Here is a 25,013-nt window from a genome sequence, read left to right as displayed (position 1 = left end):
CCATCCACAAATCGTTCATCGAGGACGATTGTAGCGGAAGCAGGCTCCCCTTTTTACGTGGGGGCCCTGCGGCTCGTTCTGTTCCGCGAATTTGCCGGACCAGGCGACTGACGCTGGTCCAGCAAATGAATTGCGGGGGGGCTTTCGATGCGAGGTTACTTCAGCAAGAAGCCACGTAGACGCCAACCACCCGATTCGGTTTGCATCAACGAACCAGCAGGTTGTAGGAACTGCTCAATCTGCTCAAACGGTGGCAGGCTGCTGGTATCGAGTGGTTCGTGCTTGGTTTTCCCTTGACGTTGTTTTTCTGAACGCCGAATCAGATTGCCAAGAATCGAATCGCTGTCACGCAGTTTTCCGGTTCGCAGTAATTCGTATTTAACTCGCCACGCTTTGCGGGTCCGGTTGATACGGCTGAGCGAACGTTCTTCGCCACCCAGGCTAATCAGGTGTTGATTGATTCGTTTTACATCGGCCTGGTTTTCAAATTCACCAGAAGTTCCATCAAGGATTCGCTGAACGGTATCGACCAACTGCGAAGCATGGCTGGAGAAGAACAGGTAGCCACCGTTTGGATTTTCCAACGACGGGTCTTTGATGACCGTGATCGCCCATTGTTCTAGGAGAGGCGGTGCACGCTCTTCTTCTTCAACAGGTCCGAAGTCCGATTCGAAACCGAAGTCCCCGAATTCGCCTTCTCCGAAATCGGGAGCCGCTTGGGGAACCACTTTCCAGATCGGGTGTGCTGCTGGTTCGGGCAGACGGCTGGCGTCTGGTTCGCTTTCCATTGCCTTGTTGACAGCGGCTGCGACCACGTCGGCATTCTTCAGCTCGATCGCTACCAGGGTCCGATCGCTTTCGGTATGAACGTGATCGGTGACGTGGTAAAGGTGGTTGTTGAAGTTGGCGATGATGTTGTTGGGGATGTCGATCTGAGGGCCTTCGGGGTCTTCCAGAATTCCCTTCAGGGTCGGACGGAAGATCTCGCTACCGAAAGCGTCGTCGACCAAGGATTCCGCTGCCCAGAAAGCGTCTTCCATTTTCCAGTTCAGGCGGACACTGGTCGAAGCTTCGGAATCAATCCAGTTCGGCAGTGGTGCCGGAGGCTGATTGGGAAAATCCAGCATGCGGGCGGCCAGTTCAAACCGGTCTTTGCTGTTTTCTGGTTTGGGAGCGTGGATGTACCCTTGATGAAGTAGGTCGTACTCTCCCGTCGCCACTTGGACGCGTCCACCGGCGGAAAGGACTGCTGCGAAACCCTGACGTTCAAGAAGGTTCACAATGTCGACTTGCTGTCCCCGGTCGGTTTCGGCAAGTTCGCGGAGGATCCGGGCAAATGGCAATGGGCGTGCAAACCAACGAACTTCGGCTGGATCGCTGTCGCCAACTTGATCCCAGATTTCCTGATGGTCCGCTGCTGCGACGAGTTCTGGGCCAATGGGAGCTCCGGCAGCGGCATCCAGAAGTTGCTTTACGGTTGCTTCGCGATCCGCAGCGATCAGGCGATCGCTGTTGTAGGTCACCGCGATGTGGTCAATTTTCAGTTGACCGGGCGCTTTGGGAAGCGTGTAGAGGCGGATGGTTTGACCGCGATGAGAGATGTCTTTGCGAGTCGCATTGCGATGTTGCATGTTTTGGTCGAGCGTCGCCAAAGCCGCATCGGTTTGGGGGATGCGTCCTCGGATATCACTCACAAGGCCAACGGTGTAAGGACGTTTCGGGTCGGGATAGGTCATCCATGCAAAGACAACTTCCCCCGAACTAATGTCGAACAGGTCGTTCATGTTCAGGCCGACTTTCATTCCCGCTGCCATCAGGTCCTGTTCCGCTCGCTTTTGCTGAGCGTCCCAGAAAGGTTTCATGGCGGGGTCGGTCCGCAGGTGGGAGATGGTGGTTTTATCCCAGGCGACGCGGAGTGCCGGCATGTTGATTGCCCGCAGGTAGCCTCCCGTGGTTTCGGGAAGCCATTGGACCGCCGATGGAAAGGGAGCTCCATCAGCTGGATTCACCGGTTGGGCAGATGCAATGCTCCCTACCAATGTGACGGCGGAGAGTAAAACGGCGCGGAGCAAATAGGACAACACTGAGGCTGACTCCTGGATGTTGAGCATTTCTCCGATGGCGATGCACTCGGAGGGTCGCTTTGGTGGGTTCTTTAGCGAGCTCATGATATCGAATGTAAAAGTTGACCGAAACGGCATTCACGAGCTTTAAGGAGGTTCCTTGCACTTTAACGCACCCCACGAAGGGTGCTCAACAGCGAATTGCTCGCTTATTCGGGGGGGGCGTGGGTTTCGAAGGCGGTGCGGCGGTTTCGATCCGCCTCGGAGACGGCGTGTACAGCTCGTTCGTACAGGACGCGTTGAGCTTGTACTTGCGAGCCCGATTTACTGCGAGATCGTTTCCATTCCCCTTTGGCGGTTAATTTCCAGGAGTTGGTATTGTCTTTGAAATAGGTTTGTAGGACTCGGATCAACCGCTTTCGCAGTGGAGGCGATTCAACGGGGACAAGTAATTCGATCCGGCGGTCAAGGTTTCGCGGCATCCAGTCGGCACTGCTGATCAGGACTTGGTCGTCGCCCCCATGCTCAAAGTGCATGATTCGAGCGTGCTCGAGATAGCGATCCAGGATAGAAATGACGGTGATATTGTCGCTTAACCCTTTCACTCCGGGCCGCAGGCAGCAGATGCCCCGGACATTCAGGCGGATTTTGACGCCCGCTTGGCTGGCTCGGTAGAGGGCGTCGATGATTGCGGGATCGACCAAGGAGTTGACTTTTACGGTAATCGCCGCCTTTTGACCCTCTTTCTTGCGATCGATCTCGGAGGTGATCAATTCACGGATGCGGGACCGGAGAGAGGTCGGTGCCGCCGCGATCTTGTGGTATTTCAGCGGGTAACTGGCCCCCGTGACCGCATTGAAAAACGTGGTCGCATCGGATCCAAGTTCTTCATTGCAGGTCAGCAGCGATACATCACTGTACAGCCGCATGGTGACTTCGTTGTAGTTTCCTGTCCCGAAGTGGACGTAGCGAACGATTCCATGGGGTTCACTGCGGACGATGATGCAGATTTTTGCATGGGTTTTCAGGCCTTTGATCCCGTAGATGACCTGGACGCCGGCGTGTTCCATTTCCCGTGCCCATTCCATATTTCGGGCTTCGTCGAAACGGGCTTTTAGTTCGACGATCGCAGTCACATATTTGCCCCGCTCGGCGGCACGCATGAGGGCGGCGACGATGGGGCTGTCGCGACTGGTCCGATAGAGGACTTGTTTAATCGCCAAAACATCGGGGTCGACTGCGGCCTCTTCCACCAACCGAACGACAGGATCGAAGCGTTCGTAGGGGTGGACCAGCAGGATGTCCCCTTTGGCAATCGTATCGAACATCGGCTCCGCCGGATCGATGTTGGGGCTTCTTTGCCCTCGCCATGGTTCGTCTTTTAGATCGTCAAATCCCTCGATGCCGATCAATTGAAACAGGCAGGTCAGGTCGACCGGACCGTTGGTAATGAACAGGTCTTCCGAACGAATTTCGAAGGTTTCCGTCAAAAAGGCTTTAACGTGTTCGCTGGCATGTGCGGCTAATTCCAGACGGACCGCGGCGGACTCTTTGCGGCTTTCTAGGACTTCTTCCATCCCAACCATTAGGTCCGGGGAATCTTCCTCGCGCAAGCGAATGTCGGCATTTCGAGTGATTCGAAACGCAACCGTTTCCAGTACTTCTCGGCCGGGAAATAGATCCTCCACGTAATGGCTGATCAGGTCCTCCAGCATTGTGAAGTGGTAGCCGCGATCCGAAGGGAGCGAAATGATTCGCGGCATCGTCCGCCCGAGCGGAATAAAGGCGTATTGCCACGGACTGTCGTCCCCATCTAAGGCCGCCAAGCGTACACATAGGTGCAGCTGCAATCCTTGCAGCAAAGGTAATGGACGGCTGGGATCGAGGGCGTGTGGAGAGAGCGTTGCGCTCAGATCCTGGAAGACGGAATTCGCGGATTCCTGATGTCTGGGTCGAGCCGCCGACAAATCGACGCGATGAATCCCGTGTTCTTCCCAGGCAGGAAAGAGGTCTTCGGAGAGGATCCGGTACTGCTCGCGTTGCATCCCGTGGCAGCGATCGGAAATCGCTGCCAGTTGTTCGTTGACCGACAGCCCCGAAGGGTCACGGATCCCAGAATTCTGGATCGACTGAAGTTTCAGCCCGCCGACCCGGACCATGAAAAATTCGTCCAGGTTGGAACTGGTGATCGCCAGGAACTTGCCCCGTTCCAGTAGTGGCTGCTGCGAATCCGCAGCGTGGTCAAGCACACGCTGATTGAATTCAAGCCAGCTAAGCTCGCGATTAAAGAAACGATCGTCGGGAAGCGGTGGAAGAGCTTCCGCAGGATCTGGAGAGTCAGGAATCGCGTTCGAAGCAGGCATTTCAGTAGCTCGGACAGGGGATCACAGATTTGCAGTGCAGCGTCCGTAGGAGAGCCGCGTTATTGTAGCCAGGTCGGTAGGCTGCCAGCGCTGGGAAGCTGTACAAATCGGGCTTGGCTGATACCTTCGACAGCCTGTACGGCGTCGATCGATTCCGGTGTGGGAACGGTATCCAGGTTCAGCACGCCGATCGCGTTGCCGCCCGCTTGCTCACCACTTCGGCCGACAGCCATCTGGGCAATGTTGATGTTGTGTTGGCCAAAGACGTTGCCAACTTTGCCAATGATTCCGGGGACGTCCTGATGGCTGAACAGCAGCATTCCGCCATCGAGGAAGGCTTCCAGACGCTGCCCGTCCAGCACGACCAAGCGAGGCATGTTGTGTCCAAGCATCGTCCCGCCTGCGGTAACCTTGCGGTCTCCGCCTTCGACTTCCGCGGTAATGGACGAAGCGAACGCACTCATTTCGCGATGGGATTCTTCCGTCAGTTCAATGCCGCGTTCCCGCAGTAGGACTTCGGCGTTGACGATGTTGATGTCCCCATCAAGGGCTCGTTCCAGCAAGCCGACGCAGAATGCATTGGTAAGCAGCTTGGTGTTTTTGCCGGCGACTTCCCCGCGGAAGGTCAGTTTGACCGTATCGATACCACCACCGTGCCACTGGGAAAGCATGATTCCCAGGCGGTAAGCAACATCCATAAAGCCTCGCATTTCCGCCAATGTTTTGGGGTCGAGCGCGGCGACGTTCACGGCGTGTTTGATTTCGCCCGTGGTGAGGAAATCGATCAACAGGTGAACGCCTTCAACGGCAACCTGAGTCTGAGCTTCTTCGGTGCTGGCGCCCAAGTGCGGGGTGCAAACAACGCCGGGCATCCCAAACAAAGGGCTGTCGGTGCATGGTTCGGATTCGTAAACGTCGAGGGCGACGCCTGCGATTTGGCCATTTTTCAGGCCTTCGACAAGAGTGTCGGTGTCGTAGATGCCACCGCGAGCGGCGTTGATGACACGCATCCCCGGTTTCAGTTTATCCAGGCGGGATTTGCCGATCAGGCCCCGAGTTTCGTCCGTCAGCGGAGTGTGGACGGTCAGGTAGTCGACCAAGCCCAGCAGGTCGTCGATTGTTTCGCAACGTTGGACGCCCAGTTTCTGAGCTTGTTCATCCGAAAGAAACGGATCGTAGGCGGCGACCTGCATGTCAAAAGCCATCGCCCGTGAAGCGACTTCGCGGCCGATGCGTCCCATCCCAACGATGCCCAGCGTTTTGCCGGCAAGCTGAGTGCCCATGTATTTCTTGCGGTCCCAGCGTCCTTCGACCAAGCTTTGGTTGGCGGCGGCGACGTTGCGGCTGAGTGCCAGCATCAAAGCAAATGCATGCTCTGCGGTGCTGACCGTGTTCCCGGTCGGCGTGTTCATGACAACGATCCCTTGCCGGGTCGCTGCGACCTTGTCGATGTTGTCGGTCCCAACACCGGCGCGAACGATCGCTTTCAGGCGTCGATTGCCTTCGAGGACTTCCGCTGTCAATTTGGCGCCACTGCGGAGGATTGCCCCGTCAAATTCGGTCAACGCGGAGCGGAGTTCATCGACTGGTAAACCCTTGCGGATTTCGTATTCAATTCCGTCGGCAGCGTCGAGCAGGTCAAGGCCTTCTTGGGCAATGTCGTCAAGGACAATGATGCGGTACATGGATCTATTCTCAAGCAGAATAAGGGAGATTTCTTAGGGGGCCGTCGTCGTCGATTTCAAGACGATCCTAGGCATTCTTTTCGGCAAAGGCACGCATGAGGTCAGCAAGCTTCGCTGCCCCGGCGACTGGCATCGCGTTGTAAAGGCTGGCTCGGATTCCGCCAACACTGCGGTGCCCTTTTAGGCTCTGCAGTTGCTGTGAAGCCGCTTCTGCAAGGAATGCCGCTTGCAATTCATCGCTGGGAAGTTTGAAGGTGACGTTCATCTTCGAACGGCAATCCACCTTGGCATGCCCTTGATAAAAATCAGGGAAAGCGTCGATCACGTCGTAAAGCAATTGCGATTTTTCGTGGTTTTGCTTTTCGATCGCTTGCAGTCCGCCTTGCTTTTTCAGCCACTGAGTGACCAGTCCCAAGACATAGATCGCAAAGGTCGGTGGGGTGTTCCACTCGGAATCGTTTTCGGCGTGATTGCGGTAAAGCAGGTAACCCGGCAGGTCATCGCTTCCCTTGGCCAGCAGGTCTTTCCGCATGATCACCACGGTGACTCCAGCAGGTCCCGCATTCTTTTGAGCACACGCGTACAACATGCCGTACTTGGCAATGTCCAGTGGGCGGCTGAGGAAATCGCTTGAGGAGTCGCAGATCAGGGGGACGCTGCCGGGGCAAGTCGGTTCGCTTTGGAACTGAACCCCTTGGATCGTTTCGTTGCTGCAGTAGTAAAGGTAAGGGGCGTCCGCAGGAATTTGGTAGTCGGCGGCCGTTGGCAATTGGCTGTATTGGTTCGCTTTGCCGTCCCACGTGACGTTCACGTTTCCTTCTTTGCGGGCTTCTTCAATCGCCTTCTTGCTCCAAGATCCTGTCAGCATGTACTCGGCAGCCTTGTCTTGGCCACGCAGAAGGTTGGCGGCGATCATCGAAAACTGCAGACGGGCGCCTCCCTGAAGGAAAAGGACTTCGTAGTCATCGCTAACCCCTAAAAGCTCACGAATTCCTGCTTGTGCATCTGCGAGGATTTCGAGAAACCGTTTGTCCCGGTGGGACATTTCAAGCAAAGAGCAACCTGCACCGGGAAGGCACAGCATTTCATCTCGGACCTGTTCAAGCACGGAAACCGGAAGGACAGCGGGACCAGCGGAGAAATTGTAGACACGTTGGTCCGTAGCGAGAGTGGCCATCGGCTCTGAGTTCCTTTCCCATCGGATTGCGATATGTCCGGTGCCCAACGCAACCGAACCAGATGGGATTCTATGGCGCCATCGGGATGACTGGGAGGCGGGATCCGATCAGATTCTTGCTTCTGCCTAGCGGTCAATCCTTTTTTACGCCGCACATTAAGGCGGATTGACCCCATTTAGGGCAGAATGACGCGGAGATTCACCTCCGTTTGGACGGTTCGTCTGGATGGTTGGTCGGCCATGCAGGCGTTCGGAAGCGTGTGCGATCTGCTTTGCGATCTGCTTTGCGATCTGTTTCGTCGCTTCTCTGTGGTTCCCCGAAATCGTAAGAGGAGCAGGCTGTTTCCAGCTCGTTTCGAGTAACGCTGGTCCGCTTGCGGCACTTTTCGCCAGGTGGTCTCGCAGGGCCGTGCCTTTCGTAACTTGCTTAATAGAAAAGAGTTACGGTTTGTCGATGCTGGCCCGTTAGCCTTTGCGCTAGTAGCGTTGCTGGCCGACGCTGGTGGTCGGTGGCGGCTGAGCGAGCCGGGTGTCTCCCGTTGCCAGGGAGCGATCGTAGCTGTCGGAAAGTTGGCGATTGAGGGCGGCCATTCGTTCGACAACCATTGGCTGCATGTTGTTTAGGCTGTAGCTGCGTTGGTAATTGGCTAGGGCCTGAGTTAATTCGCCCGAGGATTCACGTAATTTTCCGAGTGCCAACCAGGCACGGGCGCTGTTGGGGTCCTGTTGAACCGCGTCTTCGAGGTAGCGTTTTGCGGTCTCGGTATCCCCATATTCTTCATAAAGACGTGCGAGTTCGATGCGAGCGTCCGGAAGCGACGGGTTTTGGGATGCCCAGTTTTTCATCAGGTCAAAGGCTTTGTCGGGGCGTCCGGTATCGACCAACAGGACGGCGAGGCCTCGGTGGCACTCCACATGGTGCTCGTCGTGATCGAGGCACTGGTTGTAGAGGGCTTCGGCCTGTTCGAGCAAAGCTGCGTCTTGACGCTGAGTTCCCACCCGATGGGCGGTGGCCGCAAGATTGTAATAACCGTCAGGATCGGTCGGGTCGGTGCTGATGGCTTCCTGGAATTGGTGCATCGCGGCCGTGTATTGGCCTTGTTCGTACATCTGACGCCCTTGGGCATTCTGGCCGTTTGATGCCCATTTGCACCCCCCTGTTAGGGCTGCCATGGAAATCAGCAGCAAGGTGCTGGTGACCACCTGTGCTCGGTGGCTGGCGGAGTTGGTTTGTGGGTTCATCCGTACAGGCTTTCGCGTCAGCGGCCAGAAAATCAGTTCGTAAGGGTGCGAGGTCGCACGCTGCGAGAGGCGGACGATATCAAGCCGGAAACGGTCAGAGCAAGAGAGATCTGAACCGGAAATTGGGGCTAGGGAACTTTTTGTTGGTGGACCGAGTCCAAAAGTCGCGTTCGAACACCGTCGGAAAAACCCGCACGACCGGACGACCCTGCTGTAAACGCTGGCTAGGACAGGATTTTCGTTGCGAATCACTAAGTGTGAATTAGAATTCATCAGGCTATCTAACGAAATTGCCTACCTTGCCACGCCTTCCTGTTTTGACAGGTGGCAGGGTTTGGGACACTAGATACTTTTCAACAGTTATAACCGTTTGCCACCTTGGCTTCGAAAGAGGATGGTTAATGACCACCCGTAAATCAGGCTCACGACGTACAAAACTATTCTCGGCTACCGATCGGATGCGCGCTCGTCGCCGACGACAGGACCGTAAAGGCTTGCTGGAGACGCTTGAACAGCGTCAATTGCTGGCTGGTCCGGACTTGATCGCGATTCAGCCGAACGAAGGATCCTTGCTCTTTGACGGGGGTCTCTTAACGACTCAGCCCCGCGAGTTGGTCTTTCAGTTCGATGATGCGACCGAGATCGATCCGACGACGCTGAGTGGTATTCAGATCACTAGGGCTGGCGGTGATGGTCAGTTCGAATCGGCTGAGGCGACCACCGATTTCGGCACCAACGGAGCGGTTCTTGTCGATTTTCGGGCCGTTCAGGCCGGAGCTGGCGGGAATGGCATTCAGGTCAATTTCACCACAGCAAACCGAGTCGATACCTCCCTGCCGGTTATTTCCGTCAGTGGCGATACGATTTCGGTCGAACTGAACAGCAACCCAGGTCGGGCGACCACCGTTGCCGGTTTGATTACCGGTTTGCAGAACAATGCGGCAGCGAGCGCGTTGGTCACGGCGATCCGCGTCTCCGGAGCGACTTCGGCTCGGATTGGGCAAACAACGCCTAGTGGGCTGCAGGTTACGTTGGGCGGCGCCAATTCGGCGTCGGCAGTGACTGATTTGGGGACCGGTAATGCGGTCCGTGTTCGCGTCTTGTCTGCACTTGCCGGGCCCGAGGGGCGCGGTCAGCAGTTGATCGTCGAGCAGCGAAATTTCTTGGGCCCTGCCCTGCCCGCCGTTTTGGTAAGTGGCAACGACGTGACGGTTCAGGTCAATTCCGCGTTCGGAAATGAAACGACCGTTGAGCAGCTGGTCAATGCGATCAATTCGAATCCTCAGGCGTCGCAGTTGCTGACGCTAGAGCTTCAGGCTGGATCGGGGACGACGAAAATCGGCGGGATCAGCCCTAGCTATTCGCCGCTGACTTTGCTGGGTGCCAGTGACATCACTGTCACGCCTGGTTATGTCGGATTAGGCGATTCGGCGCGTGAGGTCGTGTTCCGCTTTGCCGAGCCATTGCCGGACGACGAGTATCAAATCAGCGTGTTTGGCGAAGGTCCGACCGCATTGTTGAATGTGGATGGCGAAGCCTACAACGACGGCCAAAACAGTGGCCTGCAGTTCAGTTTGAATTTGGGCCCCACGGTTCTAGCCGTTGTTCCAGAACCGGTTCGCCGCTTGGCCAATGGTAGCCTCAGTCCTGAAGTTGGAGTGATCGAAGTTCACTTCAGCGATGACGATTTGAATATCGCCCTTGCTGAGAATCCCGATTTCTATCAGCTTTATTATTCGCGTGGCACCGCCAGCGGTAATGATGACGTCTTGGTGAAGCCGACTTCGGTAAGCTACGACGCCACGACCGACATTGCGACTTTGCAGTTTGCTCAGGCGCTGGCTCGGTTGCCTGATCCAGACAATCCTGGTTCCTTCTTGACCTCGGGTGCACGGCTCCGTATCGGTCAGTCGGAAGTCGGCCCGAACGTCGCCAATCAGTTGGTCCCTGTCGAAGTTGCGATCAACCCCGTAGAAGCTGGAGACAGCTTTGGAGATGCGTTCGATCTAGACAGCCAATTCGATATCAACGGTAACGGTCCTCAATCGGCGATTCTCTCCGGCGAGATTTTCAACACGACCCCGTACGGCTTGGATCTTCCAGGTGGCGAGGGTACGCCAGGGGTCAGTAACCTGCGTCCCGACGATCCCAATCGTCTGGACCGAGTGGTCCCGCTGGGATACTTGCGCAATGGTGGCGACCGATTCGATGGGATCAGCACGGTCTACTATGACTTCGCTTCCTCCTTTATTGGGGATGATCCAAGTCGCGCGGGCTACAACCCGATCACCTACCAGAACAATATTTCCGCCCAACAGAAAGAACGGGTCCGGGAAGCACTGTCGATGTTCAGTGAATACCTGGGCATTCAGTTTGTTGAAACCAATGGTGAACCTGCGGGCGATGCGTTCTTTACGATCGCTGTCGGCGACTTGTACGGGGGCGACCCTGCGGCAAATAGTGGCGACGGTGGTTTGGCCGTGGTTACCAGTGACCGCAATGGCGACGGTGTCGATGATTTGGCGGTCCTCGATTTCCAGGACTTTGACGAATCGACGGACGACCAGTACGGCGGAGAATTCTTCCGTGGTGCAATGTTGGCCGTGGGCCAAATGTTGGGGTACGGCTATGCCGACGATCTGCCTCAACCGGTAACGCAAAGCACCAATTCGATCTTCAACCCCAGCACGGATAACGAATCTTCGTATCCGAGCGTGGCCGATATCGTTAATGGGCAATACTTGTATCGTCCAGACAGCACCGATATCGACATTTACAAGTTCACGCTAAGTCGATCTGGAAACATTTCGATTCAGACGATTGCAGAACGGCTTCCGGATTCAAGCCTGCTTGATTCGACGCTGCGGCTTTATAAGCGAGTTGGTGATACCGACCGTTATGAAGAAGTCGCCGCCAACGACGATTACTTCAGCAATGATTCGTTGATCGAATTGGAATTGTCCCCCGGCGAGTACATGCTGGGTGTTTCCTCTAGCGGGAACGATACCTACGATCCTCACATCACCGAGTCTGGTTTTGGTGGCCTTACCGAAGGCGGCTACGATTTGCGAATCCAGTTCGAAGCGAACGATACTGGAGTTCTGCGTGATTCGACCGGCGTCGCCCTCGATGGTGACAGCGACGGCCGACCAGGAGGGGTTCATAACTTCTGGTTCGTCCCTGCGGACCCGACGACGACTTTGTATGTCGACAAAATGGCCAGCAATTCTGGCAGCGGAAGTGTTGGATCGCCGTTCCAAGACCTTGATGATGCACTGAGGGTCGCAGGACCTGGTGATACGGTTCGGGTCGTCGCCAATGGTGGTGCGGACGGATTGGTATACACCCAGGAAGATAACCTTTCCTACCAGATCGGACTGAATTCCTTCGGCGGTGCCCTGGATGACGGACGCGATCTGAATGTCCCGCAAGGGGTCAATCTGGTCCTCGATGCGGGCGTCATCTTTAAGATGCAACGGTCGCGTGTTGGAGTCGGAAGTACCTCGGCAACTATCGACTACAGCGGAGCGACTTTGCAGTTGTTGGGGACCCCCACACTGCTCGATTCAGCGGGCCGTCCCGTGAAAGATGCAGACGGGAATCTGATTTCCGGAAGTGTGATCTTTACAAGTTACAACGACGATACTGTCGGTTCGGGAAATACGCCAACCTTCACGCCAACCGCTCAGGCGGGTGACTGGGGTGGGATCGATTTCCGCGGAGATATCGATGCTGCAAACGAAACACGTTACAGCCCTGAAGATGCAGGCTTGTTCCTGAATCAGATTCAATTTGCGGATCTGCGATACGGTGGTGGGCAGGTGACCGTCGACGGCCGAAGCGTGGTTGTTTCGCCAATCGATATGGCGATCACTCGTCCGACGATCGCCAATTCCATGATTTCAAACAGTGCGGATGCAGCGATCGCCGCAACTCCGAACACGTTTGAAGAAACTCGTTTTGATGAGGAACGCTACCAGGAAGCTGGTGCCTTTGTACCTGATTATTCTCGCGTTGGTCCGGATATCTACGGCAACACGGTCGTTGACAATTCGATCAATGGTTTGTTCTTGCGAGTCGTAACGCGTGCCGGTTCGACGTTGGAACCGTTGACCGTCTTTGCACGCTTTGACGATACCGATATCCCGCACATCTTGACGGAAAACTTGGTAATCGATGGGACTCCTGGCGGAGCCTTTGTCGATTCCACTTCACCATCGGCGTTGCTGGTAAGTGTTGCTCCCGCTGTTGGAACGACAGTGCCCGCGGGAACGTATGCCTATCGCTTGACGAATGTTGACAGCAATGGCCAAGAGAGTGCTCCGAGTGCGAGAACCGGTTCGGTTGAGTTGTTGTCGACCGGTGCCGTTCAACTAACACGACTGCCAGCGGTTCCCAGTGACAGCGATTTTCAGTCGCGTCGGCTTTATCGAGCCGTTGTCACGATCGATGCGGTTACCGGTGAAGAGGTGACTGGACCGTTTGAACTGGTTGCTCAGTTGAATGGAAGCAGCACTGCGTTCCTGGATACCAATGCCAATCCTGGTGTCGAACTGGTTGAGCGAACCGAGGCCTTCGGGGCTCGTTTGGATGCCCGTTTGGATATCGATCCCGGCATCGTCATTAAGATCGACAGCGCTCGGATCGAAGCCCGTTTTGGTGCCGACCTGTTTGCCGAAGGCGAAGAAGGGTTGCCGATTGTCTTCACCTCGTTGGAAGACCAACGCTATGGTGGTGGCGGAACCTTCGATACCAACAGTCGCGGTGATGATTTTGAAGTCACTCCCGGCGATTGGGGTGGGCTCTACTTCGGTCAAGGATCGATGGCGAGCTTGGACCATGTCGTCGTTGCCGGAGCCGGTGGTGTGACTCGGATTGAAGGGGGCTTTGCAGCTTTCAATCCTATCGAAGTCCATCAGGCTGAACTGCGATTGGCAAACAGTCGCTTTGAATTCAACGCGGATGGCCAGTCCGACGACGATTCTGACCGAGTTGGCCGTGGCAGCAATGCAGCGGGCACGGTCTTCGTAAGGGCTGCGGCTCCGATCATCGTGGGGAACCAATTCACCGACGGAGCGGGGGCAGCGATCTCTGTTGATTTAAACTCCTTGTCATTCCAAGCCGTGGCAGACCCTGGCCGGATGACTGGAAGTCTTGACCGATTTGATTCGGTCGGCAACGCGGGCCCATTGGTTCGTGAAAACCGCCTGGATAACAACGACATCAATGGGATGCAGGTTCGCGGCGGCGAACTAGCGACCCAGGGCGTGTGGGACGATTACGATATCGTGCACGTGGTTCGTGACACGATCGAAATCCCCAATCAGTTCGTTTACGGTGGCCTTCAGATTCGCAGCGATGCTCGCGGTAGCTTGGTTACGAAATTCGAAAATGACAGCGAACCTGCTGGGATTGTTGTCGGCGGGACTCTGCTGACCGCAGAGGAGCAGTTGCGTGGGATTGCCGATCGTATCGGTGGTTCGTTGCAGTTGATTGGGCATCCCGATTTCCCCGTTGTCTTGACCACTTTGGCGGACGATTTCTCGGGGGCTGGTTTCACGCCAAGCGGTGCACCACAGCTGGACACCAATAACGATGGATTGTTGGGTGGTGACCTGACGGGCGAAGGGGAAGCCTCCCGATTGCCGACCGGACCTGAAGTGAACAATGGCCTGCTGATTGACAATGACGTTAATCAAGCGACGCCTGGTTTCTTCTCGGGAACGCCGGGTGCAGGTAATTCGATTTCGTTCCTGAATACCGGTTCCGGAGTGACGGTTCTGGATACCAATCAACAATTGTTGATCGATCAAAACTACATTTTCGAATACAGCACTTATGTGATTGTCGGGACTACGGCGACGGAATTAAGTCAGTCGACGATCACGCAACAGCCGACCTTGGTTTCCGATGACCGGGTGGAAAGTCGCGGTACTTTCGCAGGCCCTAATGGTCTGGTTAATTGGACGGCGACGACGTACTTCTTGGATGGAATTCCAACGATGTATAGTTCGTTGGACCTTGAAGCCGCCAGCGGATCTTTGGGGGACATCCAAATCGTCAGTTATTTGGATGAAGATGTCGACTTGCCTAGCGACGACATTATGTATACTTCGGGAACGCCTGGGCAGGCTGATTTCCGCGCTTACACGATCGATGGTGCTAGGCGAATTGGGTTTGCTCACGGTGGTTTCTACACCGAGGATGGAGTCAACCAGACGTCGGCGACCTACGATGGTTGGGCCGCGGATATCTACAACGAACTTCAGCTTGCCATTCAAGCGGGAACGCAAACCTACACCGTCGCTGGTAACATCGACCTGACCGATCTACCTGCGGGTATCGACGCCGGATTAGGGGCCATCTATGGTCCTGCCGACGTGACGACCGCTTTTGCATGGTCGACAGACCCTGTCTCGGCCAGCAGTCGTATTACTTCTTTCCTAGAACTGATCCCGCAGGACCCAACGACAGGAAGCATCCTTTCGCAGGTCACTCCGGGACTGTGGAATGGTATCACCGTTCGCGAAGCTGCCAGCGACCGCAACGTGGCTGGGGTTTCTGAGAATGAATCGGTTCAAGCAATTTCGCCAGGCACAAACAGTATCGCTGGGCAGGCTCAGTATCTGGGAGAACTTGCTCCGAGTGTCTCGGCCGGTGATGAGAATCGACGGATTGGATACGTCATCGACGGCGTTATCGCCCAACGGGATGACGTGGACGTCTATTCGTTTGTTGCCGAAGCGGGAACCGAAGTCTGGTTCGACATTGACCGCACGGCCAATTCGCTTGACGCCGTATTGGAATTGATCGATGCCAACGGCAATATTTTGGCGTTGTCTAATGATTCCTTGGCAGAAGAGCGTGATCCAAGTTTGCTGTACACAGGCAATGGCCTGGATAGCGACGCGGTTCGTCCGATGTCCGAAGTCAGTGAACGTACCGAGACCCAAGTCCTGACGATCAGCGGCAATATCGCCGACGCGGATGGCTTTTTGATTATTGGTTTGACCGGAGTTGCGACCGAAGCGGTTGTCGCGGTCGAAGATTTCTTGGTCAATCCAGCAGGATCCGTTCAGGCCGCGATCAACGCGGTGATGTCTGGCCAGTTAGGTGCTGTTGATGTGACGTTGGCACGCCGTGAAGCACGTCAGCTTGACCCTGTCGATCCAAGCATTGTGTTGCAAGAAGGGGGCGATTATGTCCTTGAAGTTCGCTTCAATAATGACCTGTATTTGGGAAGCGATGTTCCCAATCTGATTCCAGATACCAGCAGCCTGGTCATCACGGGTGGTGCTGTCGTCACCGGATCGATGGTGGAAGTCATCGATGATGACGCCTTGCAAGACCTGTACTCGACCAACCGTCGTGACCCAGGGATGCGAGTCGTCCTGCCAGGCGAATCGGGCGCACTGAATCTGTATCACATTCGTGTTCGCAGTGCCCATCCTGACGTGACGCTGCGTAAACCGGATTCGTTGATCCTTGAAGAAGGTGCGACACGCAATGGTCTGACCAGCGGCAATTACCAACTGCAGGTCCGGTTACAAGAAACCGATGAATCCCCTGGTACGCAGGTTCAGTTTACCGATATTCGGTATGCGACAACCGGTTTGCAGATCATTGGTCAACCGTTCCATTCGCCATTGATTGGTGAAGAGTACGAACAGTCGGCCGTTAATGACGCGTTTTCACAGGCACAGCCATTGGGGCCGTACGGCGTTGGAACCGATGCCAACCTGACGGAGGACACGGGTCCTTTAAGCAGCGACGTCTTGGCCAAGACGATTGCCGGGGTTCTGGATTCCGAAGATGACATCGATTGGTATCAGTTCAATATCAATTACGAGCGTTTGACTCGCGATTCGGCCGACCTATATCTGGCGACAATCTTCGACCTCGATTATGCCGATAAATACGCTCGTGCGGACATGGCGTTCTATGTCTTCAATGAAGCTGGGCAACTGATCATGACCGCTGGCGATAGCAATATCGCTGACGATCAGCCTCGGGCCGATCAGGGCGCCGATAGCACCGATTTAAGTCGCGGATCTGCCGGGACTTTGGATCCTTATTTGGGAACCACCGAATTGTCGGAAGGCCGGTACTATGTTGCTGTTGCCAACCAGTCGCGAATTCCTGAGCAATTGAATCAGTTCTATGCAGCGGGTGCATCCAATCCGCTGCTTCGTCTGGAACCGATTGATTCCATCGTCCGCATCGCGGAAGATCGAATTGGTAGTTCCGGTGGCGGGACGGCTGCCGATCCGGTGGTTCCTGTCCTGTTTGATCCGGTGACCTCGCCGATCGACTACACCTTGAACGATGTCGTTCTTTATACGATCGGCAACGATGGGCTGGGACGAACGGTTAATATGACCAATCCCTTTACCGGAGAATCGTACGAAGGAGATTTCGGAACGTCGGGCCTCGGCCGGATGAACGCCGACATCGTCGATTTCGAATACCGAGCGAACGGTGAACTGTTCGGGTTCAATCGTGATTACGGTTCGCCAACCGATGATGGAATTAGTTATTACCGGATCAATTCCAGCAATGGTGCGATCACCGCAGTCAATGTCAGCAACATTGAAACTTTCCAAGCGGCGATCGATGCCGACGGAGTTGTCACGGTCGTTCCTTCGGACACCGGAATCCATCCCGAAGCGATTACGTTCATGCCAGGAGTGGCGGGAACGAACCAGGAAGAGCTAGGTTTCTTTGTGGGGAATCGCGTAACCGCTACTCCTCAAGTTGCTGGCCGCCCCGATTACTTGTCAAACATCCTTTACATGTTTGATCCAGATACCGGGGAAGCTCTTAGCGGAGCTGCTGGAGACCGCGTGCCGATCACGGTCGGGCAGGTCACGATCGATCCTCGAGCCAATGGTGCGGGGACTCAAGTCCGCGAACGCGGTTACATTGAAACCAACTTGGTCGATACGTTTGGCAATATCCAAGATCCAGGGACAGCGGTTCGAACTCAGTTTGTCGTAACCGGTGCGACCCAAGTGGATGCCAGCGGTCAGACGACCGCGCTGATCCGTGATGGATTGGCCGCGGGAGGACCTACGACCTTCACGATCACCGCAACGGATCTAAGTCAGTACACCTTCGAATTCGATTCGGGGCCAACTTTCCAGTTCCAGTACGACGATGAATTAAATGTTAGCGTCCGCGATGGAGATCAGATTACGGTCACGTCGGTTTCCGGACCGCAGGTTTATGAAGTCAACACCGGGCCTGTCTTAACTGTCGATCCCACTTTGATTGTCGACGGGGATTCGATTCAGTTGACCGACAACGCGGGGCTAGTACGAACCTTCGAATTCAACCGTGTTGGTGGTGTCACCAGCGGTTCGATCGCGGTTCCAATGCGAGACGTCAACGGAAACTTGCTGACTGCCGATGAACTGCTGGTCAGTCTAAGCGACACGATTACGCGTGCTGATTTCTCGGTGATCGCCAATGCCACGTTTGCCAACGGACGCATCAGCCTGAGCAACGATTCCTTGACCGTCCTGCCGGTTGTCAATGGAACGGGATTGGGCGTTGAAGGGGATTACGCAGTCACTCCAGGATTAGAAAACAACCAGATTGTCGTTGAAGAGTCCGCGACTGCGACGCAGTTTGCTCGGGCCTTGACCAACGCGATCGGAGACGGAGTGGTCGTCAGTTCGGCTGGCAACCGTTTGAATTTCCGCGGAGCGACCTCGGTGGATGTCACATCGCTTCAGATTCGCGGCGTGATCGTCAATCAGACGGGACAAAGCGGCGTTGAAGGGATTGGCAACATCAGCGTTCCGTTCTCGGTATCGGATCGCGATGAAGATATCGCAGTGCGAATCGTTCAGGCGATCAATGACGCCGGATTGGGAACCATCACGGCTTCCGCAAACGGGCGTACGGTTTCTCTTGTTGATGCGGCAGTGACCCGGAATTCGGTGGGACCTGCGTTTGAAGTAACCAACGTTACCCCGGGTGGCTTGATCACGGGCTTGTCAGCAATCGGTTCGGACCTGTACGCCGTTTCGAATGCGGGTGGTCTGTATCTGGTCGATAGTCCGACGTCGGCGGTTCAAGGAAATATCGGTACCTATGTTGGTACGGCAACCGACCTGGTCGGGTTGCAGTTCACCGGTTTGACTACCGGGCCACAGAATGTGGACGGAGGCCAATATGCGGACCTCCTGTTCGGAACGACTGCTAACGGACGCCTGTATGCGTTCAACACCGCTGGTGTATTGCAGCCTGTGTTTGCTGGTGGGCAGACGAGTACGGCGATTGGACAAGGGATCGCAGCCCGCGGCCTCGCGTTTAGTACCCTTGATCAGAACCTCTGGCACGTCACTGAAAACCGCGATGAAGATGCCGGTCACGGGATCAATGAAAACTTCAGTGGGACTCGTGACGCTTCCATCGGCGGCAATAGCTTGTACTTCGGTTACGAGGACGGAGCGACCGCTGGCGGTGGAACCCCGTCGTTGCCTCGACTGGATGGTCAGTCGCTGACCAATACCTACAACTTCCCTGGTGGTGCTCAAGGAGCTCTGGAAAGTAACCCATTCAGTTTGGTCGGTTACTCCTCCGAAGATCAGCCCTTCCTGTACTTCAATTACTTCCTCGAAAGTGATGACGCACAGGATGCCTTCCGGGTCTATGTGATCACCGACGATGGTTCGGAAGAATTGGTTGCGACCAACGCTTCGATTCGTGAACCTGGCAGCTTGGATGACGAGTACGACGATTCCAATCCGTTTGATGACATCGATATCGATGTTCAGGAGTTGCACGACAATTCGGATTCTTGGCGTCAGGCCAGGGTTTCCCTCGGTGAATTCGCCGGACTGGATAACCTGCGTCTGCGAGTCGAATTCAGTACTTCCGGACAGGTCGGTGGAGGAGACGCTTCGATTCGAACGTTGCCTGGATCCGAACTGCGAGACGGACAGTCGTTTGTCATCGGCAACCAAGAATTCTCCTTGGACTTCGGTCCGACGATTGTTACGGTTCCCGGTAGCGAGCTGGCTGCCTTCTATACCGCAGCCGATGCGGGCGTCGCAGGGTCAGCACCCGATACCCGTGTGACGGTTTCGGTTGGTGGAATCACCTTTGTCTTAAATGATGGTCTGCGAAATGTGGATCCTTTAAGCGGCGAAGTCGACGTCCTGTTGGTCGATTCCAGTATCCCCGGAGCGACTCCGCTGTCTCAATTGACGGCGTCTCAGATCAGTGTTGCTTTGGCCGATGCGATCGCAGCGAATCAACCGACTGCGGTTGTTGATAACGCTTATGATTTCACCGACGAACCAAACAACGAACTTGCGACAGCATCCCAGCTGACGGTTCCTCAAGGGGATATCTCGATTTCCGGAATCGGACAGATCGATGATGTTCGCGATGTCGATCTGATTCGGATCGACCTCCCTGCGGGAGCAACTTTGGATGCTTCCACCAGTCCGACTCTTGGTTCCACCGTGACTCCGCTTGCTCGGTTGTTCGATGCGGAGGGCAACGAAGTGGCTCGGGCCGGATCGCTTGGCTTGCAGGTTACCGCTGTTGGTGAAACGACCTATTACCTGGGCGTCAGCAGCAGTTTGAATACGGCTTACAATCCAAACGTGGCTGGATCGGGTAGCGATGGCGACATCGGGACCTACACCACGTCGATTTCGATCACTCGCGATTTCCGCGTGTTGCAGGACGATAACCGAATTGAAATCACTGGCGGCTACACCGTTAGTTTGCCAAACGGAAGCCCGTTGGCGATCGATCAGTCGCTGAATAGCACCGGGATTCCGGTTCAGGTTGACAGCGGGATGACGGCTGCTGAGATCGCCGTTGCGGTCCGAAACAGCTTGGCCAGTCAGTTCTCGAACGGACAACTAACCGGGTATGGTAGCAACGGTTCGCTGGTCAACTTGGTGAACCTAACCGTTCAGGATGCTGGGCCATTCGGGCAATCGGGAACGCGTTACGGCGACCTCTTCGGCGACGAAGGGGCAGCTCGTGCCGCCGACAACGATCATGAAGGCGTCTACATCGACGATATCATCATCGGCTTCGCAGAGCGTGGTGAATTGGCGACGGGAGCCTCCACGTTGCAGGATTTGGGTTCCGCGACCGACTTCATTGTCGATCCTTCGCCGAACCTGACTTTGCCTGCTCAACCGACCAGCAACCTGGTCACCGGTTCCTACCAGTTGGAAATCCGGGATGCGAGCGAGTACGTTGCTTCATCGACCGGAGCCTCCGCTGCGGGGTCAACCTTCCGTGCCTTTGATACCAACACTCGGTTGGCGAATTCGCAGACAATCACCGCACGTCCGGCAACGGAACTGGTGGATGGAAGCACGTTCACCATCGGAGATGGAACGTCGACGGTCACCTTCGAATTCGATTTTGTGGATTCGGCGACCCGGGTTCAACCTGGCAATGTCGCGATCCCCTACTCCTTCGAAGTCATTGAACCAGGCTCCGAGTCGATCGATCCCTTCAGTGGATTGCCGATTCCAGGAACCGGCGTCGTCCGGCCGCAGACCGCTAGTGAAGTCGCTGCTGCGATTTTAGAAGCGATCAACAGCGCGGCTGTGCAGTCGGTGCTGGATGTTTCCGCTCAGCCTGCCAGTGGTGTCGATACCTTGGCCGACGTTCGGATCAACCTGCTGGGGACATCTCTGGTAGACAATTCAGACGGAGCTTTGGCCGAAGTGGTTCGCCTTGGAGCCCGCGGCGACGAGAATCGCGACCGTGAAGCTCAGGGAGTGATTCTTGTTGAAAATAGTCGCTTCTTGTTCAATTCGCTGTACGGCATCGATCTGGTACACGACGTCACGGCCGAAGTCGCTGAAGTCACAACCGATAGCCTGGTGCGTTACCCACGAAACCTTGTTGAATTGAACTCGGAAGCGTTGGTTCCCGGCGTCGTTGTCCAAAGCAACGTTATGGCCTTTAACAGCGTCGGCGGCATTCGTGTGTCGGGGCTGAGTACCTCGGGGACTGACCTCGATCCGGTTCCGTTTGACCGCATTGTGAATAACACCATTATCGGTGGAACGGTTTCCGCCGGGGTCACGGCCGCGGCAGAAACGTATCACGGATTCACCTTCAGCCAGGGGGCGTTGTCCTTTGCTGACCGGGTCGTTGATTACAACCCAATCGCAAATGGTGGACCGGCACCCGATATTGAATTCCAGGATACTGACACCGCACTGGGGATTCCCGACTGCAATGGTCGAGGCCCCGAACCGGCCAATGGCGACGCCACGGTTTCCCTTGGTAACGGTGGAACGATGACGGTCGAATTTGTCGATAACCGGTTGACCGGTAGCGGCGATTCACGGCCTGATTTGGTGGTCTTTGAAACGGGAGCTGTCGAATCCGTTTTGGTCGAAGTCAGCCGCGATGGTGTCACCTTCTTCGAAGTTGGAGTCGTCGATGGACTTTCGATGGAAATCGATATCGATGCAGCCGGATTCGGCCTGCAAGATCGATTGGCATTCGTTCGCTTGACCGACCTTCGCCAAGGCGATCCAACGGCTTTGAATATCGGTGCGGACATCGACGCTGTCGGAGCACTCTTTAGCACTTCGGTCGACTTGTTTGTCTCCGGCGGAACGGGCATTACCGTCCGCCAGAACGCATCGCCGACATTGCTAAATAACGTCGTGTCGAATTCGGAATTGGGAGTCGATATTGACGCTTCCAGTGCCGGTTCGGTGATGGGAGCCTTGACGCTCTATCGCAACACGACCAACGTCAGCGGCACGACCTCATTGGGAACCTATTCTCAGATTGTCAGCGATTCGGAAGAGTTGTTTGTCAGCCCAGGTGAATTGATTTTCACTCCTTCGAGTGGATCGTCGCTGATCGATAGTTCGATCGACTCGCTTCAAGACCGAGCGTCGCTGGTCACTGTTCGCAATCCACTTGGATTGCCACCGTCGCCAATCTTGGCGCCGCGGCTAGACGTTAATGGTCAACTTCGTGTTGATGATCCAACCGTCGAATCGCCGTTTGGATCGGGTGAGCTGGTCTTTAAGGATCGTGGTGCTGAAGATCGCGGTGACCAGACCGGACCACGAGCCATTTTGATCTCGCCACGTGCCGATGAATTGGGCTTGTCAGCCGGCGTCGGTGAAATCACCGGCAGTGCCCCTGCATTCTTTGAAATTCAGTTGGTCGACGGTATTGCTCCAACCGACCCCACCCCCGGGGTTGGTGTGGATGACCGCTCGGTAACTGGAAATTCATTGCTGTTGCTGGAAAACGGTCAGCCGTTGGTCGAAGGCGTTGATTACACCTTTGGCTACAACCCAAGCACTAACACGATTCGTTTGACTCCGCTGGCCGGCGTGTTCAAGACCGATTCGGTCTACGTCGTACGGATGCTTGATTCAACCGATTCGGTGATCCTTGCTCTGGAAGGCAGTCGACTGACCGATGGCGGCATCTATACCGTCGTCGATCGAACCGGACAACGACTCTCGTTTGAATACGAAACGGGAATCACGGTCACCATTCCTCAGACTCTGCCTGAAGTTGTCGGGGCCGATGGAGCATCCTTCACGGTTACCGATGGTCAGTTCTTGTTCACTTTCGAACTTGATGATGACGGTCAGACCACCGCGGGATCGATTCCGGTTCAGCTTGGCTTCAATGCTTCGATTGAAGACATCGCAACCGCGATGGTGAATGCCATCAACGGCACGGCATTAAACGTGACAGCCGTCGATGTTGGCGAAGGCAAACTAGGAATTGTTGGAAGCAACTCGTTGACCGAGTTTGATCCGCTGACCAGTGGAATGGCAGTGGCTGGCAATGTCGGAACGGAAGTTGGCTTTGGGATTTCGGTCCCTGCTAACGTGGCGATCGCCGATGGCTTGGAAGCGGGCCAGACCTTTATGATCAACCGTGGTTCAGTTCAACAGGTTCAGTTCGAAATCACGACCACTACGCAGGTCACCAATCCTGGAGCCATCGCGGTTACGGTTGCTGCAAACGCAACGGTAAACGATGTCGCCGACGCTTTGGTGCGGGCGATTTCTGGATCGGGATTGGGACTAAACCCTGTGAATGCCGGTGGGGGCCGCGTTGCCCTTGGCGGTGACGTGAATTACAGCCTGGACATGTCCGACACGGTGCTGCAACAGCTGGGAACTCCGGGCCAAACCGCGAGCATTCCAGTGGTGATCTCACCAGCCGCGACCGATGTGGAAGCCGCGACTGCGATCGTGAATGCGATCAACGGTTCCGCTGCCGTCGGAGTGACCGCTTCGCAAGTTGGTCCACGAGTCTTTGTGGACGGCAGCACGGACGTGACTGGCACCGGAGTCTTGGACCTGGTGACGATTCAGGACGAAGTTGGCAACCTGTTGCAAAGCAATCAGGCCAATGGCAACACCGAACTGACAATCTTTGTCGGGACCGGATTCGATTACGGGGATGCACCGGGATACGGATCGACCTTCGATGAAGGGGGCCCTCGCCGAAAGGTTGACGAAGGCCTACGCCTAGGAGATATCGTCACGGCCGATTCGGATGCTAAATTGCCGGATGCGGATGATGACGATGGCGTTTCCCTGAGTGGCACGCTGCAGGTTGGATTTACCAGCACGCTGGAAGTTCTTGTCAATACGGACGGCCGAGCCTACACGTTGGACGTGATGGTTGACTGGAACTCGGATGGCGACTTCGACGATGATGACGAACGGGTTGTCACCGGGTTGGCTGGAAGCACTTCCGGAGCTCGCTCCCTGGTGGTTACGGTCCCCAATAGCGGAGTCGTGCAAGGGAACACCTACGCTCGAGTCATTCTGAGTGATCAGAATGGTGAAGTGGGCGAAATCGAAGACCTGCAAGTGACCATTGGCGGGAATCCTTACCAGAATCCAAACGTCACCTCCACGGGAGAATCGCTCGTCGCGGATGTGAACGATAGTGGGTTTGTAAGTCCGCTGGATGCCCTGCAGATCATCAATGTTCTGAATCAGGGTGGAGGCAGTGTCTCGCTGCAACCGCCTCCGGTTGGACTTGCACTTCCCCCATACCCCGATGTGAACGGGGACGGGTTTGTGACGCCGATCGATGCGTTGGAGGTGATCAATACGCTGAACCGTATGGCAGGGGCTCGTGGTGCATCTGGGGAAGAGGTTTCCTCGGCCTACGTTCCATCCTCCGATGGAGTCCTCGCTTCGGTTTCGACCGCCTATGCACAGCCACAAGGCGAATCGGTTGCCGATCCTGTCTCGGATTCAGTGGAAACTTTTGCCACGACCGAGAAAGTGACCGGACGGGATTCGTCTGTGTTTGACGCCGCAGCGGAGATCGAAGTCGAAGATATTCTTGATTCGATTGCTAGTGATCGTGCTGTGTCCGATTCGGAAGCTGCAAGCCATGATGACTTCTTCTCTCAGCTAGGCAGCTAAGCCAAAACCGTCGCGGCGACCTTTGCCGATTAGGTAAAGGTCGCCGACGGCTCGCT

The 25,013-nt window shown here is 55.5% G+C and carries 6 protein-coding genes; 1 reads left to right on the top strand and 5 read right to left on the bottom strand.

Annotation, left to right across the window (positions count from 1 at the left end):
* Positions 1-155: 155 nt before the first annotated feature.
* The 5 genes from FF011L_RS21380 to FF011L_RS21360 form a co-directional block, all read right to left on the bottom strand.
* Positions 156-2,168, bottom strand: coding sequence for a hypothetical protein (locus FF011L_RS21380; RefSeq protein ID WP_145354016.1), 2,013 nt, complete (start codon positions 2,166-2,168; stop codon positions 156-158).
* A gap of 104 nt (positions 2,169-2,272) precedes the next feature.
* Positions 2,273-4,426, bottom strand: a complete 2,154-nt coding sequence (gene ppk1, locus FF011L_RS21375) for a polyphosphate kinase 1 (protein WP_145354015.1) — start codon at positions 4,424-4,426, stop codon at positions 2,273-2,275.
* A gap of 59 nt (positions 4,427-4,485) precedes the next feature.
* Positions 4,486-6,111: a phosphoglycerate dehydrogenase gene (serA, locus tag FF011L_RS21370; RefSeq protein WP_145354014.1), complete on the bottom strand. Its 1,626-nt coding sequence runs from the start codon at positions 6,109-6,111 to the stop codon at positions 4,486-4,488.
* Positions 6,112-6,178: 67 nt separating this feature from the next.
* Positions 6,179-7,288, bottom strand: a complete 1,110-nt coding sequence (gene serC / locus FF011L_RS21365) for a 3-phosphoserine/phosphohydroxythreonine transaminase (protein ID WP_145354013.1) — start codon at positions 7,286-7,288, stop codon at positions 6,179-6,181.
* A gap of 477 nt (positions 7,289-7,765) precedes the next feature.
* Positions 7,766-8,530 carry a tetratricopeptide repeat protein gene (locus FF011L_RS21360; protein WP_218932789.1) on the bottom strand — a complete coding sequence of 255 codons (765 nt, stop codon included), beginning with the start codon at positions 8,528-8,530 and terminating at the stop codon, positions 7,766-7,768.
* Positions 8,531-8,931: 401 nt separating this feature from the next.
* Here FF011L_RS21360 and FF011L_RS21355 point away from each other — a divergent pair, with 401 nt between their 5' ends.
* Positions 8,932-24,957, top strand: a complete 16,026-nt coding sequence (locus tag FF011L_RS21355; RefSeq protein WP_145354012.1) for a dockerin type I domain-containing protein — start codon at positions 8,932-8,934, stop codon at positions 24,955-24,957.
* Positions 24,958-25,013: the final 56 nt, after the last annotated feature.

It is taken from the genome of Roseimaritima multifibrata, assembly GCF_007741495.1.
Lineage (GTDB): Bacteria > Planctomycetota > Planctomycetia > Pirellulales > Pirellulaceae > Roseimaritima > Roseimaritima multifibrata.
This window is presented reverse-complemented; position numbering and strand designations above follow the sequence as displayed.